The sequence below is a fragment of the Defluviimonas sp. SAOS-178_SWC genome, assembly GCF_039830135.1.
Taxonomy (GTDB): Bacteria; Pseudomonadota; Alphaproteobacteria; order Rhodobacterales; family Rhodobacteraceae; genus Albidovulum.
Map to the genome: position 1 here is coordinate 3,453,469 of NZ_CP156081.1, position 14,642 is coordinate 3,468,110.

At 64.9% G+C, this 14,642-nt stretch carries 17 protein-coding genes, 1 tRNA gene and 1 pseudogene; 6 read left to right on the forward strand and 13 right to left on the reverse strand.

Going from position 1 to position 14,642, the window contains the following annotated elements; all coding sequences use genetic code 11:
• Nucleotides 1-25: 25 nt before the first annotated feature.
• A complete protein-coding gene (locus V5734_RS17825) occupies nucleotides 26-760 on the reverse strand; it encodes an SDR family NAD(P)-dependent oxidoreductase (protein ID WP_347310951.1) in 735 nt (244 codons plus the stop codon).
• Between the two features lie 139 nt (nucleotides 761-899).
• On the opposite strand from V5734_RS17825, the gene argB reads away from it, so the two are divergent.
• From argB to V5734_RS17840, 3 genes are read left to right on the forward strand one after another with little or no spacing between them, the layout of a single operon-like run.
• Nucleotides 900-1,778, forward strand: coding sequence for an acetylglutamate kinase (gene argB / locus V5734_RS17830; RefSeq protein WP_347313661.1), 879 nt, complete (start codon nucleotides 900-902; stop codon nucleotides 1,776-1,778).
• Nucleotides 1,775-2,431 (forward strand): ferredoxin, encoded by a 657-nt coding sequence (locus V5734_RS17835; protein ID WP_347310952.1) that lies wholly within the window; start codon nucleotides 1,775-1,777, stop codon nucleotides 2,429-2,431. The genes argB and V5734_RS17835 overlap by 4 nt, the downstream gene beginning before the upstream one ends.
• Nucleotides 2,428-2,946, forward strand: a complete 519-nt coding sequence (locus V5734_RS17840; protein ID WP_347310953.1) for a SixA phosphatase family protein — start codon at nucleotides 2,428-2,430, stop codon at nucleotides 2,944-2,946. Before V5734_RS17835 ends, V5734_RS17840 begins: the two co-directional genes overlap by 4 nt.
• Before the next feature lie 60 nt (nucleotides 2,947-3,006).
• Here V5734_RS17840 and V5734_RS17845 read toward each other — a convergent pair whose 3' ends face one another.
• The 9 genes and pseudogenes from V5734_RS17845 to V5734_RS17885 form a co-directional block, all read right to left on the reverse strand.
• Complete coding sequence (locus V5734_RS17845; RefSeq protein ID WP_347310954.1) at nucleotides 3,007-3,801, reverse strand: amino acid ABC transporter ATP-binding protein; 795 nt, start codon at nucleotides 3,799-3,801, stop codon at nucleotides 3,007-3,009.
• A 10-nt stretch (nucleotides 3,802-3,811) separates the two neighbouring features.
• Complete coding sequence (locus V5734_RS17850; RefSeq protein ID WP_347310955.1) at nucleotides 3,812-5,287, reverse strand: amino acid ABC transporter permease; 1,476 nt, start codon at nucleotides 5,285-5,287, stop codon at nucleotides 3,812-3,814.
• Nucleotide 5,288: 1 nt separating this feature from the next.
• Nucleotides 5,289-6,566 (reverse strand): amino acid ABC transporter permease, encoded by a 1,278-nt coding sequence (locus V5734_RS17855; RefSeq protein WP_347310956.1) that lies wholly within the window; start codon nucleotides 6,564-6,566, stop codon nucleotides 5,289-5,291.
• A gap of 128 nt (nucleotides 6,567-6,694) precedes the next feature.
• Complete coding sequence (locus tag V5734_RS17860; RefSeq protein WP_347310957.1) at nucleotides 6,695-7,711, reverse strand: amino acid ABC transporter substrate-binding protein; 1,017 nt, start codon at nucleotides 7,709-7,711, stop codon at nucleotides 6,695-6,697.
• A 212-nt stretch (nucleotides 7,712-7,923) separates the two neighbouring features.
• Nucleotides 7,924-8,640 carry an ATP12 family chaperone protein gene (locus tag V5734_RS17865; protein WP_347310958.1) on the reverse strand — a complete coding sequence of 239 codons (717 nt, stop codon included), beginning with the start codon at nucleotides 8,638-8,640 and terminating at the stop codon, nucleotides 7,924-7,926.
• Nucleotides 8,637-9,311 carry an HAD-IA family hydrolase gene (locus tag V5734_RS17870; protein ID WP_347310959.1) on the reverse strand — a complete coding sequence of 225 codons (675 nt, stop codon included), beginning with the start codon at nucleotides 9,309-9,311 and terminating at the stop codon, nucleotides 8,637-8,639. Before V5734_RS17870 ends, V5734_RS17865 begins: the two co-directional genes overlap by 4 nt.
• Entirely contained in the window at nucleotides 9,308-10,354 is a 1,047-nt protein-coding gene (locus V5734_RS17875; protein ID WP_347310960.1) for an RluA family pseudouridine synthase, read from the reverse strand. Before V5734_RS17875 ends, V5734_RS17870 begins: the two co-directional genes overlap by 4 nt.
• Nucleotides 10,351-10,728: a fluoride efflux transporter CrcB gene (crcB, locus tag V5734_RS17880; protein ID WP_347310961.1), complete on the reverse strand. Its 378-nt coding sequence runs from the start codon at nucleotides 10,726-10,728 to the stop codon at nucleotides 10,351-10,353. The genes V5734_RS17875 and crcB overlap by 4 nt, the downstream gene beginning before the upstream one ends.
• A 282-nt stretch (nucleotides 10,729-11,010) precedes the next feature.
• A pseudogene (locus V5734_RS17885) lies at nucleotides 11,011-11,295 on the reverse strand (integrase core domain-containing protein); the annotation flags it as partial.
• Between the two features lie 342 nt (nucleotides 11,296-11,637).
• Between V5734_RS17885 and V5734_RS17890 the strand changes: the two are divergent.
• Entirely contained in the window at nucleotides 11,638-11,919 is a 282-nt protein-coding gene (locus V5734_RS17890) for a hypothetical protein (protein ID WP_347310962.1), read from the forward strand.
• A 312-nt stretch (nucleotides 11,920-12,231) separates the two neighbouring features.
• Here V5734_RS17890 and V5734_RS17895 read toward each other — a convergent pair whose 3' ends face one another.
• From V5734_RS17895 to V5734_RS17905, 3 genes are all read right to left on the reverse strand, one after another.
• The gene (locus V5734_RS17895) at nucleotides 12,232-12,504 is read right to left on the reverse strand and encodes a hypothetical protein (protein ID WP_347310963.1); all 273 of its coding nucleotides are present in this window, start codon (nucleotides 12,502-12,504) and stop codon (nucleotides 12,232-12,234) included.
• Between the two features lie 17 nt (nucleotides 12,505-12,521).
• A complete protein-coding gene (locus V5734_RS17900) occupies nucleotides 12,522-12,761 on the reverse strand; it encodes a hypothetical protein (protein WP_347310964.1) in 240 nt (79 codons plus the stop codon).
• A 205-nt stretch (nucleotides 12,762-12,966) separates the two neighbouring features.
• Nucleotides 12,967-13,042, reverse strand: a tRNA-Ala gene (locus tag V5734_RS17905).
• A gap of 174 nt (nucleotides 13,043-13,216) precedes the next feature.
• On the opposite strand from V5734_RS17905, the gene V5734_RS17910 reads away from it, so the two are divergent.
• Together V5734_RS17910 and V5734_RS17915 are read left to right on the forward strand one after the other, a co-directional pair.
• Nucleotides 13,217-14,323, forward strand: coding sequence for a hypothetical protein (locus V5734_RS17910; protein WP_347310965.1), 1,107 nt, complete (start codon nucleotides 13,217-13,219; stop codon nucleotides 14,321-14,323).
• Entirely contained in the window at nucleotides 14,320-14,625 is a 306-nt protein-coding gene (locus tag V5734_RS17915) for a hypothetical protein (RefSeq protein ID WP_347310966.1), read from the forward strand. Before V5734_RS17910 ends, V5734_RS17915 begins: the two co-directional genes overlap by 4 nt.
• Nucleotides 14,626-14,642: the final 17 nt, after the last annotated feature.

A 14,642-nucleotide genomic window follows, 5' to 3' on the forward strand; every position in this document is an offset into this window, starting at 1 on the left:
CTCGGAAGCGGCCGGGGCGAAAGCGTCAGACATGCTGCCCGGCATTCACCTCGATCTCGGTCCCGGTGACATAGGACGAGGCGTCGGAGCAGAGGAACCAGATCACGTCAGCGACCTCGGACGGCTGGCCGAGCCGGCGCAGGGGCAGGCCTTCGACGATCTTCTCCGTCCCCGGCGACAGGATCGAGGTCTCGATCTCGCCCGGCGCTATCGCATTGACGCGCACCCCCAGGGGCCCGAAATCATGCGCCATCTCGCGCGTGAGCGCCTTCAGGGCGGCCTTGGACGTCGCATAGGCGGCACCCGCGAATGGATGCACCCGCGACCCAGCGATGGAGGTGACGTTGACGACCGCTCCCTTTGCCGCCGACAGCTCCTCCCTCAGCCCCCGGGCGAGGACGATGGAGGCGAAGAAATTGACGTGGAAGACATGGCCCCAGGTCTTGAGATCCGTGTCCAGTGTGTTGAGCCGCCCGCCTCCCGGTGCCTTGGGTGAGATGCCGGCATTGTTCACGAGCGCATCGAGCCTGCCGTTCAGCTTGGCGCGGATCACCTCGATCGCCGCGATCGTCCGACTCGGATCGGCCAGATCGATCTGGATGTGATCTTCCCGCCCGCCGCCCCAGGGGCATTCCTCGGGGAAGGGCTGGCGCGAACAGGTGATTACCCGCCAGCCCGCGCGCGCGAAACGCATCACCGTGGCATGGCCGATCCCGCGCGACGCGCCGGTCAGCAGAAGGGTTTTCGTCTCGCTTGTCATCGGCTCGGCCTCCGGTCGCTTGCGGCTGAAGCTAAGCCTTCGGCGGCGGAAGGCAACAGCGCACGGGCCTTGGCAGGGGCCGGCCGAGCGGATAACACGGAAACCGCAACGAGGACCCCGCGCGATGAGAAAGCAAGACATGAACCGTGACTGGATCGCCACCGCCAAGACACTGTCCGAAGCCTTGCCCTACTTGCAGCGCTACGCCGGGGCCGTCGTCGTCGTGAAGTTCGGCGGCAATGCGATGGGCGACGAGGAAGCGATGGCCGAGTTCGCCCGCGACATCGTTCTCATGCGCCAGGTCGGCGTGAACCCTGTCGTCGTCCACGGCGGCGGGCCGATGATCAACGATCTCCTGTCCCGGCTCGGCATCAAGTCGGAATTCGTGCGCGGCAAGCGGGTGACGGACAAAGCCACCGTCGAGGTCGTCGAAATGGTGCTGACGGGCCTCGTCAACAAGCGGATCGTCCAGGCGATCATGGACGAGGGCGGACGTGCCGTCGGCCTGTCGGGCAAGGACGACGACCTCATGGTCTGTGTCGCAGACGATCCGGAGCTCGGCTTCGTCGGCAAGCCGGTGGAGATGAACGTGCAGGTCCTGCGCGATCTCTTCGCGGCCGGAATCATCCCGGTCGTGGCCCCCGTCGCCACCGGCATGGAGGCGAACGAGACGTTCAACGTCAACGGCGACACGGCCGCAGGCGCCATTGCGGCGGCGCTGAAGGCGGATCGCCTTCTGCTACTGACCGACGTGTCGGGCGTGAAGAACGAAAACGGCGAGGTCGTGACCCAGCTCACCCCCGCCGACGTGCGCGACATGATCGCGAAGGGCGCGATCTCGGGCGGCATGATCCCCAAGGTCGAAACCGCGCTCGCCGCCGTCGAGGGCGGGGTGCGCGCGACGGTCATCCTCGACGGGCGCCAGCCCAATGCGTGCCTTCTGGAACTTTTCACCGACCACGGCGCCGGCTCGATCATCCGCTCGACCGAACCGCGCGTGAAGCCGCGCGGAAAGTGACGGCTCTTGCCGAGGTCGAGGCGAAAGCCGCGCCGCACCGGCTCGCGGTCTTCGGCGGCTTTCATCCCGGGGCCGGCGACAGCCTGCCACCCGGAACCGGAACGGTCCTCCTCCTCGGCCCGGCCGAACCCGGCTTCTGGCCGCATGTGACGGCAACGCCGGAATGGCTGGACGGGCGGTCCGATCCGCTCGACCGCTGGTCGGCGCGGGTGATCGGCGATCTCGCCACGACTTTCGGCGGCTCCGCGCTCTTTCCCTTCGGCGGTCCTCCCTATCATCCCTTCTACCGCTGGGCGCTCCGGTCGGGGCGGGCCTGGGCGTCGCCGGTGACATTGCTCGTCCATGACCGGGCGGGGCTGTTCGCCTCGTACAGGGGCGCCCTCCTCTTGCCGGCGCAAATCGACCTGCCACCGCCGCCGCCGGCCTCGCCCTGCGCCAGTTGCCCCGGTCAACCCTGCCGTTCCGCCTGCCCCGCGGGCGCGCTTTCCGCGAAAGGATACGACGTTCCTGCCTGCCACGCCTTTCTGGACACTGCGCGAGGCGAAGATTGCCTTTCTTCCGGCTGCCTCGTTCGTCGCGCTTGCCCGGTGTCGCAGGCCTATGGCAGGCTGCCGGAACAATCCGCCTATCATATGAGGCTCTTTCACACATGACCCCTGCCGGCCACCGCCGACTGATCCTGACCCGCCATGCGAAGTCCTCCTGGGACGACCCGACGACCGCCGACCATGACCGGCCGCTGAACGGGCGGGGGCGCCGGGCCGCGCTCGAGCTCGGCGAATGGTTGGGGTCGCGCGGCTATGAGCCGGACCAGGTGCTCTGCTCCACCGCCAACCGGACTCGTGAAACCTGGACACGGATCGCCGCCGCCCCGCTGGAAGTCACGCCCGAGGTGGACTTTGTCGATGCGCTCTATCATGCCTCGCCGGATGTGATGCTGAACATCCTTCGAGGCGCGACCGGGGACTGTGTGCTGATGCTCGGGCATAATCCCGGCATCGCGGAATTCGCCGCGCTCTTGCCGGCGCGCCGGCCGGTCGATCCGGATTTCCAGCGCTATCCCACCGCCGCGACTCTGGTCGTCGATTTCGAGATCGCGAGCTGGTCTGACCTGCGGCCGGGCGCCGGCAGCGTTCTGGACTTCTTCGTTCCGTCGGGCCGAGACTGAGCGCCCCGGAAAGGACAAGGCCCCGGCAATGCCGGGGCCTTTCGCGTTCGCCAAGTGCCGTCAGTGACCGAGGATCTGGCTGAGGAACAGCTTCGTCCGGTCCGACTGCGGGTTGTTGAAGAACTCCTTCGGCTCGTTCTGCTCGACGACCTGGCCCTGGTCCATGAAGATCACCCGGTTCGCCACGGCCTGGGCGAAGCCCATCTCGTGGGTCACGCAAAGCATCGTCATCCCCTCTTCGGCAAGCTCGATCATCGTGTCGAGCACTTCCTTGATCATCTCTGGATCGAGCGCCGACGTCGGCTCGTCGAAAAGCATGATCCGCGGCTTCATGCAGAGCGAGCGCGCGATCGCCACCCGCTGCTGCTGACCGCCGGAAAGCTGGCCGGGATACTTGTTGGCCTGTTCCGGGATCTTCACCTTTTCAAGAAAGTGCATCGCCGTCGCCTCGGCTTCCTTCTTCGGCACCTTGCGCACCCAGATCGGCGCCAGCGTGCAGTTTTCGAGGATCGTCAGATGCGGGAAGAGGTTGAAGTGCTGGAACACCATCCCGACCTCGGAGCGCACCTTGTCGATGTTCTTGAGGTCGTTGGTCAGCTCGATTCCGTCGACGACGATCTTGCCCTGCTGGTGCTCCTCCAGCCGGTTGATGCAGCGGATCAGCGTCGACTTGCCCGAACCTGACGGGCCGCAGATGACGATCCGTTCGCCCCGGTTCACCGTCATGTTGATGTCGCGGAGCACGTGGAAACTCCCGTACCACTTGTTCATGTTGGTGATCTGGATCGCGACCTCGTCGCTGACCTGCATCTGGCTGCGGTCGATTTCACGGGTGACGGCATGTGGGTCCGACATGGGGCACTCCTTAACGGTGTTCACGCTTCAGCTTGTTTTCGAGGAACATGGAGTACCTCGACATGCTGAAGCAGATGATGAAGAAGATGGCGCCGACGAAGATGTACGGCTCCCAGTAGATGCCCTTCCACTCGATGGAAGCGCGGACGGCGTCGGTGATGCCTTTCAGGGGATCGAGGAGCGCCACGAACACCACAAGCGTCGTGTCCTTGAAGAGACCGATGAAGGACGACACGATGCCGGGGATGGAGATCTTCAATGCCTGCGGCATGATGATCAGCCGCTGTGCCTTCCAGTAGTCGAGGCCGAGCGCGTCGGCCGCCTCGTACTGCCCGCGCGGCAGGGCGGCGAGGCCGCCCCGGATCACCTCTGCGATATAGGCCGCCGAGAAAAGCGTGACCATGATGATGACCCGCAGGATGATGTCGAAGTTGGTCCCCGGCGGCAGGAAGTAGTTCAAGAGCAGCGACGCCGTGAAGAGAAGCGTGATCAGCGGCACGCCCCGGATGAACTCGATGAAGCCCACGCAAAGCGCCTTCACGAGAAGCATGTCGGACTGCCGGCCCAGCGCCAGCACGATGCCCATCGGCAACGAAATGGCGATACCGGACAGGCCGATGGTGAACGCCAGGACGAAGCCCCCGAACTCATCGGAATTCACGACGTGAAGCCAGAACGGCTGACTGCGGCCGGTCATGCCTGTCAGCGCATCGGTCAACGGCGCGGCGGCGAAGTACCACCAGAGGAAAGCGGCCACGACCCCGACCGCGAGTGCCGGCATGAGCCCGATCGCCGGCGTGGCGAACCTCAGGACAAGGCCCGCGACGACGAAGCCCAGAAGGGCCACAATCGGCAGCCAGATCGAGCCGCCCCAGAGCAGCCAGAAGGCCAGCGCCGGAAAGACCAGCGAGAACCACATCAGATTATGGGGCCAGTGGCTGCCCCTCGAGCCCATGAGCGCGGTGACGCCCGCAACGATGACCAGGATCGCCACCGGCATCCATTGACCGTTGTCGGCCGCCAGCCACAAGACCAGCGCCGCGACGACGCCGATCGCGACCATCAGTTTCTTCGACATCTCGTCGAAGAGCACAGGCGCAAGGGCGTAGAAGAGAAGCAGCAGCGCGAGGATCGGCCGCCAGTACTCGCTCGACGGATAGAAGCCGAACAGGAACTGGTTCCAGCGCTCGCGGATCATCGCCCAGCAGGCGCCATGCGCCCCCTCGCCCCAGGTCGCCGCGATGATGCTGCGGCATTCGCCGAGCGAGTTTGCGTTCCAGACCCCGTGCAGGAACCAGGGCAGCGCGAGTTGCAGCAGGTAGACCACCGCCAGAAGGCCGAGAACGGTCAGGACCGAGTTGAACACACCGGAAAAGAGATTTTCCCGGAGCCATTTGAGCGCCCCGGATTCGAGGGCCGGCGGGGCCTCGGGCGGAAGCATGCTGTCGCGGACATAGCGCGCGGAATGCGCGTGCAGATCACTCATCTCAGCGCTCCTTCAGCTTGACGGCGTTGTTGTAGACGTTCATCGCGGACGAGATCATCAGGCTGAGCGCCAGGTAGATCAGCATAAGGATGAGCATGCATTCCAGTTCGCGCCCCGTCTGGTTCAGCGTGATGCCGCCCAGCGTGCCGCGAAGGTCCATGTAGCTGACCGCGATGGCGAGCGACGAGTTCTTCGTCAGGTTCAGGTACTGGGAAATGAGTGGCGGAATGATGACACGCAGTGCCTGCGGCAGGATCACGAGGCTCATCGTGCGGCCGGGACGCAGGCCCAACGCATAGGAAGCCTCGGTCTGCCCCTTCGAGATCGCCATGATCCCGGCCCGCACGATCTCGGCGATAAAGGCCGCTGTGTAGAGCGTCAGGCCAAGCCACAAAGCCATCAGCGAGTTCGAGACGAGAATGCCGCCGGAAAAGTTGAAGCCGCCGAGCGTCGGGATTTCGAGATGGAAACCCAAGGCGAGGAGCAGCACGACGATCGGGCCGAAAATCACCAGTAGGCTCTTCCACCAGGTCGTGGGACGGACGCCGGTCGCTTCCTGCACCGCCGTCGCGTTTCGCTTGATCGCACGGTAGCCAAGGATGCTGCCGACGATGACGGCCAGAATGGCGATCGTGTTCAGGCTGATCGGCAGGAACCCGACATTGAACTCACCCAGCGACCGATCATAAAGCGCCTTCGGAATGAAGGTGCCGCGATTGGTGATGGCAACGGAATCGAAGAGAACCATCGAGGCGGCCGGTTCCTGCCCGGCCGCGATCATCTCGTCCGTCACCTTGAAGTCGCGCGGCGCCGGCGTGATCTCGGTAAAGACCGCGAAAGCGACGAGGATCCAGAGGAGCACCGGCACGTTGCGGAACGTCTCCACATAGACCGTCATAAGTTTCGAGACGAGCCAGTTCTTCGAAAGCCGGAGAACGCCGACCAGAACCCCGATCACCGTCGCGCCGATGCAGCCGAGAACTGCAACGAGGATGGTGTTGACGAGACCGACGAGCATCGCGCGGAAATGCGTGTCGTCGTTGGTATAGGGGATGAGCGTCTGGTTGATGTCGTAGCCGGCCCGATTCCACAGGAACGAGAAACTCAGATCCTTGCCACGATCCGCGAGGTTGCTGAACAGGTTGTCCAGAAGCCACCAGAGTCCGAGCAGAAAGAGGACGAGCACGATGATCTGGATCGTGATCGACCGATACCGCGTATCGTAGATAAGCATCCCGAGCCGAAAGGATTCCCTCGGCGTGTCCGCGACTATTGCCATTGCTATATCCCCATTGCCGAAGGCGTGTGCGGCTTTGCCGTCTCTTGAGGGTTGTGGCCCCCGCCTTCAGATCATTCCAGGCTGCAAAAGAGGCGCGCGGGATCCCGCGCGCCTCGAATGGTTCCAGATCAGCGGAAGGGCGGCGTGTAGAGCAGCCCGCCTTGGGTCCACTGCGCGTTCAGGCCGCGTGCCAGACCGATCGGGGTGGATTCGCCGATATTGGCGGCAAAGACCTCGCCGTAGTTGCCGGAGGCCGCGATCGCGCGCTTCGCCCACTCCTTGTCGAGCCCGAGCATCGCGCCGAGATCACCTTCGGAGCCGAGCATGCGGTTGACTTCCGGGTTGTTCGTGCCCTTGGCCAGTTCTTCGATATTGGCCGAGGTGATGCCGTACTCTTCCGCGGCGATCAGAGCGTTCAGCGTCCAGCGGGCGATATCGGCCCACTGATCGTCGCCCTGACGGACGAGCGGCCCGAGCGGCTCTTTCGAGATGATCTCCGGCAGAATGATGTGGTTTTCCGGGTCGGCGAAGATCGCGCGCGTCGCGGCAAGGCCCGAAGCGTCCGTGGTATAGGCGTCGCAGGCCCCGGCAAGATACTGCTGTTCCCCTTCCGCGTTGGTCTGGATCGCAACCGGCTGGTAGGCCATGTTGTTGACCTTGAAGTAGTCCGCCAGGTTCAACTCGGTCGTGGTGCCGGTCTGGATGCAGACCGTGGCGCCGTCGAGTTCTTTCGCGGAGGACACACCAAGATCCTTGCGGACCATGAAGCCCTGACCGTCGTAGTAGTTCACGCCGACGAAGGTGAACTTGAGGTCGGCGTCGCGCGAGAAGGTCCAGGTCGTGTTTCGCGCCAGGAGGTCGATCTCGCCCGAGGCGAGCGCGGTGAAGCGGGTCTCGCCCGTGGTCGGCACGTACTTGACCTTCGAGGCATCACCGAGAACGGCAGCCGCCACGGCCTTGCAGATGGCGACGTCGAAGCCTTGCCAGTTGCCGTTCGCGTCCGGCGCGGCAAAGCCTACGAGACCGGTGTTCACGCCGCAAACCAGTTCGCCGCGGGCCTTGACGTCATCGAGCGTCGCGGCCGCCGCGAAGCCGGCCAGCAGGGCGCTCGCCGCAAGCGTCCCGAGGAATACGGATTTTTTCATGCTTACCTCTTCCTGAGTTACCGCCCGTCCCCGGGCGGTGTGTGAGGGCCAGGTGGTCCTGGCGCTGATTTTCGGGTTTGGTCCCCAGTGGACGCAGTGTTGACAGATGAACCCTGAACGTCAAGAACGCATTCGCGGGGCGCAAGGACGCCTTCTGGAGCGCCCGGATCGGTTTCCAGACAGCGCATTTCCGCCAGCCCGACGAAATTTTGTTAGGCCCGGAGCGCGGAAATTTCCCAGAAATGACGGGCGTGTAGGAACGCATCGTGTTTCCGCGCCGCAGCATGCGCGGCTTCCTCGTCCTCGCCCCATTGCGCGGCCTGCCAGTCCTCGTCGATTCGAGACAGCCGCCAGATCGTTTCCGGCTCAAAAGCGTCGCATGTCGCGGCGAGCCCGAGGACGAGCGAACCGGTCAGGCTGACAAGATCGTGAAGCGCCGTCAGTTCGAATGCCGATGCCGAGAAGAGCGGCGCGGAGAGCCGTGTGAGGCTTTCGGGCGACTGTGCGACCGGTATGACCCCGACCGTGGTGACGAGCGGTGCGCCATAGGTGTCCGACGCCCAGTCGAGCAGCGGATCCCACGCTTCGGCTTGCGCACGGACCAGTTCTTCGGGCCCCTCAGCGCGGTAGCAGAGAAGATCGGAACCGCCATAGGCGGCGATCAGCGCCGCCACCTCGCCGAACTGGACAGCAACCTTGTCGATGGCGGCATTTGCGGAGCGGGTGACCGGCATCACGCCCGGATCGACGACCTTGTCGACCGCCGCCCATTCCGCCGCGACCGCTTCGGCCATCGCCACGGTTGGCAAGACAAGCGGACGCTTCGCGGGGCTGCGGATCGGACGCGCATCAAGATAGACGGCATAGCCGCCCTCGACCGCCTCGGTGCGCACATCCTTCCAGAACCGCTTCGCCGTCCAGCCGCTCATGCAACCTCCCATACCCGGTCGAGCGCGGGAAGCAGCGCCTCGAAGTCGTGGATCACCTGCCCGGCACCGGCGGCGATCAGGGCCTCGGCCCGGTGATACCCCCAGCTGACGCCGATCGTCGCCATTCCGGCGGCACGCCCCATCTCGATGTCGTAGGTGGTGTCGCCGATCATCACCGCGTTCGTCGCTCGGGCCCCGGTCTCGGCGAGCGCGGACAGGAGCATCGCCGGATGCGGCTTCGACGGATGATCGTCCGCCACCTGCGCGGTCGCGAAATACCCGGCGAGGTCATGCGCCGCCAGGATATGGTCGAGCCCTCGCCTCGACTTTCCGGTCGCAATGCCAAGCAAGAAGTCGGGCCGCCCCAGAAGGCGACCGAGCGCGTCGGCGGCGCCGGGGAAGAGCGGCGAGAGCGTCCCGGCCCGCAGCTTCCCGAAACTCTGCTTGTAGGCGGCGACGATGCCCGACTGCGCCTCTGCCGGCAGGTCCGGCACCAGCTGCGCCACCGCCTCCGGCAGCGACAGCCCGACGATGGAGAGGACCACGTCGCGCGGCGGCAGGACGTGACCGCCTGCGTCGAAAGCGTATTGCATCGCCGCGACGATGTGGTTCTGGCTGTCGATCAGCGTTCCGTCGACATCGAAGACGACGAGCCTCGGGTGGTCCGTCATGCCCCGTCCTCGAAGGGATCGGCGGGTACGTCCGCCTCCGACCAGCCGAGCGTCTTCCAGGTGCGCTTCATGTGATCGGGCAAGGGCGCCGTGAGCGTGATGCGCTTGCCGGTAATCGGATGGTCGAAAGAGATCGAGCGGGCATGGAGATGCAGCTTGCGGCTGATCTCACCGCCCAGTTGGGCGCCCCAGCCGTCGCCAAGGTTCTCCTGACCCGATCCGCCGTACTTGCCGTCGCCAACGATCGGGTGACCGATTTCGGCCATGTGGGCGCGCAACTGGTGAGTGCGCCCGGTGATCGGCACCAGCGCCACCCAGGCGGCGCGCGTGCCGAGCGCGTCGAGGACGGCATAGTCGGTCGTCGCGCGCTTGGCGCCTGCGGTCACATCGACCTTCGACGGGTGGACGGCGATCATCTTCTCGCCCTCGCCGCCGCCGCCGTGTCCCGGCGCCTTGACGAGGCCGAAGCGGATCGTGCCCATCTTGGGTGACGGCACCCCGGCAACCGCGGCCCAGTAGATCTTGCGGGTCGTGCGAGCCCGGAACGCCTCCGACAGGGCGCGGGCGATGCGCGAGGTGCGGGCGAGGAGCAATACCCCGGACGTGTCCTTGTCGAGCCGGTGGACGAGCTTCGGCGGGTCCTTGTAGCCGAACATCAGCGCCCCGGTCAGCCCATCCACATGGCGGTTGCCCTGGCCTGATCCGCCCTGCGACGGCAGGCCCGGCGGCTTGTTCAGCGCAATGATATGCTCGTCCTTCCAGAGGACCGCCGCCTGGATCATCTTCGCGTCGGCCGCGCTGATCCCGGGTTCGGGCTTCGGCGCCTGCGCATCGGCTTTCGGCAGCGGCGGCACCCGCACCTGCATCCCGGGTGTCACCCGGGTCGAGGCCTTGACCCGCCCGCCATCCACGCGGATCTGGCCGGTGCGGCAGAGCTTCTCGACCTGGCCCTGGGTGATCTCGGGAAAGCGCCGCTTCAGCCAGCGGTCGAGCCGGCTTTCGCCTTCGTCCACCGAAACCGTCAGGGTCTTGACGCCGCTCATGCGAACGCCCCCCGCGCCGCGGCCATTCCCGCAACAATGGCGGCCAGCGACAGGATCACCGAGCCGGCGACATAGGCGGCGGCAACCGTGGTCTGCCCCCGTTCCCAGAGGGTGAGCGCGTCGAGCGAGAAGGCCGAGAATGTGGTAAAACCGCCAAGAACGCCGGTCATCAGGAACGGTGCCATCCGCGTCGCATCCTTGTGGGCGAGGACGACGACGAGCGCGCCCATCAGGAACGACCCCGCGATGTTGACCGCGACGGTACCCCAGGGAAAGCCGGGGCCGATCAGCCGCATCGCGGCCACGTTCGTCATGTACCGGGCCGAGGCGCCGAGCGCGCCGCCGAGGGCCACCTGAAGCAGGGTCTGGATCATGGCGCCTTCCTCATCCGCGCCGCGCCCAAAGTCAACCGGGCAAGGGGCCGTTGGCCCCCTCTGCGTCCTTCGGAGCGCATTCACCCCGAGGATATTTCCGGCATTATGTATCAAGCGCAACAAGCATAACGCGCTAAAATCCTGTAGTGAATCCCCATGCAGGACGGAACAATAAACAACGCGCTGATTGTGACCTGAGCCCTGTCTTCCCTCCGGGGATCGGGAGAGTCCTTGGGGTGATTTCTGGTCCTAAGCTGCCAGCATTTCCAGTCTGATCTTCATGGCAAATTCAGCCGGTGGGATGTTCCCGAGGACGGAATGGGGTCTGTGACGGTTGTAGCCCTCCTTCCAGGTGGCAATCCGGGTGCGGGCGTCGGTCAGGGTCGAGAACAGGACCCCGTTCAGGAATTCATCGCGGAACCGGCCATTGAAGCTCTCGATGAACCCGTTCTGCATGGGCTTTCCGGGCGCGATATAGTGGCATTGGGTGGCCGTCCGCTGACACCAGGACAGGATCGCCGTTGAAGTGAACTCTGTCCCATTGTCGCTGACGATGGTGGTCGGCTGCGTCAATGGGCTCGTTGCTCTGGCGCGGGATTTCGACGGTTTGAATTGCCCCGACAGAGAGGCCAACAGCATCGTCAGCCTGATCCATGTTGTCGAGGAAGGCCTCGCGCGGCTGGCTGCGACCCGAGCATCAGAACCATGCCCGGAGTCACTACTTTACCGTCCCATCCGCCGAGCGGTGGAATTCCGGACTACGTGGCTTACAGCCTGTCTGATACGATTCGAGTACGCGCAAATGAGTCTCCGCCTCTTGAGCGAGACCATCACGGGACGGGTTAGACGTAACCGGTTTTCTCTTGTTTTTTTAGGTTTTTCCCGCCCCTCATCAACAGTGAGGGCACCATGCAAGATTTTCTTTTCCTCCTCGCATTCTATTACGGCTGCGACCTCGCGGTGATCGAGAACCGCCTCAGCGGGTCCGAACTCGCAGCCTGCCTCGCGGCCTACGAGACCGTGAAGTTGAGCTTCCTGACCGACGAGGAGCGCGACGCCTTCGAGATCCGCCCCCCCGCCGAACGGCTTTCCCTGAGCCAGGCCGGATACCGCCGGTTCAAGGCCTGGGAGCGGGACAATTCCGGTATCGTCGCAGAGCTGCACCCGGACCGCGCGCTTGCGTTGAACTAGGTGCTTGATCCCATGGTTTGATGGTGCGATCCATTCGCGGGAATGGAAGCAAGCAAAATGGGACAGGTTCGTCGCGGTTGCGCCACGACATCACGAGGTGCCCCCTTGCCGTCAGCCGTTCGATCGCTTGTCATCCTTCATGCACGGATAGGAAAGGCCGCGCCCGGTAGTGAGCGCGGCCAGATCCTCACACAATCATGCTAGTCGGGAAAGCGGGGTTTCATTACCCAAGGCGGCCGGCGATTCCGCCATTCGTGCGCTGGTGTCGAGGGCACCCAACGCGGCGCCGGGCGTCCTCCGTCTCGATGGCCCCTACCGAGCCTTGTTCCGCTGCATCATCTCCAAGCGCTCCAAGCCGTCCTTCAGTTGCTCCGCCTTCTCCGCAGCGACGTGAATAAGCGCATGGGTCGCGTTCGCCGCAGGTGACAGCGAGAGCGTCACGCTGTCCATCAATTCTTCGATGCCTTGCATCAGGCCGTGAAGGTAGATGGCATCGGTTTGGCAGTCGGAAAGCGATTTGGTTTGCGTTGCCGGGATGCCCGACATTCCTTGTGCTGCCAGCGTGGTCGTATCAGACGTAGCCATCCTTCATCCTCCTTTGATCAGACTTTGTTTGCCGGCAAGCCCAGCGCCGCCAGCGCCTCGCGAGCCAGTTTGGCCGCGTGCGTCATGTCGGTTGCCTCTGGCGCGTCCAGCACCATGACAATCTTTCGGTAGAGATCGAGAACCGTGGCCGGCGGCTTTCCCAGCGCATCGCCTTCGAGAACGCGGATCAGATCGCAGGCCGCATCCAGCTCATCGTCCGTGACCTGCGCCGTTGGATCAGAGAACTCCGTGACCATGTGGCCCAGGCTTCAAAGGTCGACTCGATCGCTGTTTGTTGGGTGTGCATTCCAAACTCCGTGTTGCGATGGCCGGTCGCACGAGCGCTACCGGAGGATGACACGAAAGATTGAAACGATGCGCCGCATGGTGGGCTGGATGGTGGGACAGCCGAAACCATGAGTTTGGTTTCTCCGTCTTTTCATCATCTTAGCTTGAGAGATTTGGTGGAGCAGAGGGGGATCGAACCCCTGACCTCGTCATTGCGAACGACGCGCTCTCCCAACTGAGCTACTGCCCCGCACCGGGTGCTCATGTGGCCCAGCGACGCGATATTGTCAAGCGGACTTGGCCGACATTTTTTTGAACTTCGCGCCGGCGCGGGACACGCGCCGGGGCCGTCGTGCTCGTGGCGGCGAATCTCGCCTTGTGGTAGACTGCGCGCATTTTCATGACGTCATTGGAGTTGCCTATCATGACCGCCGATCTCAACACCGCAGAATTCCTCACATTCGCCGAAGAGGCGCAAGCGCTCGAACTCACGCCGCGCCGCCAGATGGCGCAGGTCTTCCACGAATACGGCCGCCTCGCCATCGCGGAGGGCGGCGAGACCGAAGCCCCCGCCGGCGCGCCCGAGCGCGAGCCGGACCTCGCCGGGGCGCCGACGCTGACCGAAACCCTCGGCCGCGCCGCCTTCGATCTGCGCAACGCGCCCGAGACCCGCGCGCGGAAGCTCGACCGGCCCTATCAGGGCCTGACCTGGGGCGCGGAAACCGCCGGGGGGCCGATGCCCGTCCATCTACCTGGCGACGAGATCGCCGAAGCCGGCGACCAGGAAGGCCCGGCCCCGGCGGCCGAGGCCGGGGCGGAGCCGCCCTTGTCGGCCCGGCTCACCGGTCGTGTCGCTGTCGGGCTCATCCTCGTCAGCGGCGACAAGCCGAGCCTCAGGCTCAGCCAGCAGGACCAGACGCTGGTCGTGTCCGAGGTGCAGAACGGCCTGTCGTTCCTCGCCAGCCAGTCACCGGCCCGCGACGTGACCTTCGTGCACGACATCCGGGTCGTGACGGTCGACGTGCCGGAAGTGACCAGCGGCACCACCTATGAGGATTTCGAGGCGCCGTGGCGCGACGCCGCGCTGCAACAGCTCGGCCTGCCGACCGGCATCGCGGGCGCGCGCCGCCACGCGCGAAACCTGCGCACCCAGCTTGGCACCAACTGGGCCTATGTTGCCTTCTTCACGAAATACAAGCTCAAGCATTTTGCCTATGCCGGGCTTGGCGGGCCGAAGCTCGTCATGCATTTCGGCAATGACGGCTGGGGCTCCAACCAGATCGACCGGGTCTTCGCGCATGAGACCGGGCACATCTTCAACGCCCCCGATGAATACGCCTCGTCGAATTGCAACTGCGGCGGGTCCTGGGGCGTCTTCGGGGCGCCGAATGCCAACTGCGCGGTCTGCGCGCCGGGCGGCGGTGTCGACTGCATCATGAAGTCGAACGACTGGTCGATGTGCGCCTCGACGCTTCTGCATCTGGGCTACAATGGCGTCCCGCATGGCGGCGCGGTGGCCGGAACCACATGACGGAAGAGGTCCTCGTCTTCCTGCCGGGCGGCGAGGACCCCGCCGGCGCGCGGGCGCGGCTAGAGCGCGGGGCGATCCAGTCGGCGGGCGGGCGGCTCTTCATCGTCGCGCCGACGCTTCTGGCGGACGAACCTGGCCTCAATGCGCTTCGGAGCGAAGAGGATCTTCGCGCCGTCGCGGCAGAGTTGTCAGAGGCGGAGCAGCTTTTCGCCCGCGCCTTCCTCGCCCGACGCCAAGCCGGGGAGGAAGAGCGCCCCGGCGAAGGCCTGCCCTGGGACACGCCCGGCTACGAAGCGCCCTGAGGGCGATGTGGCGCGGG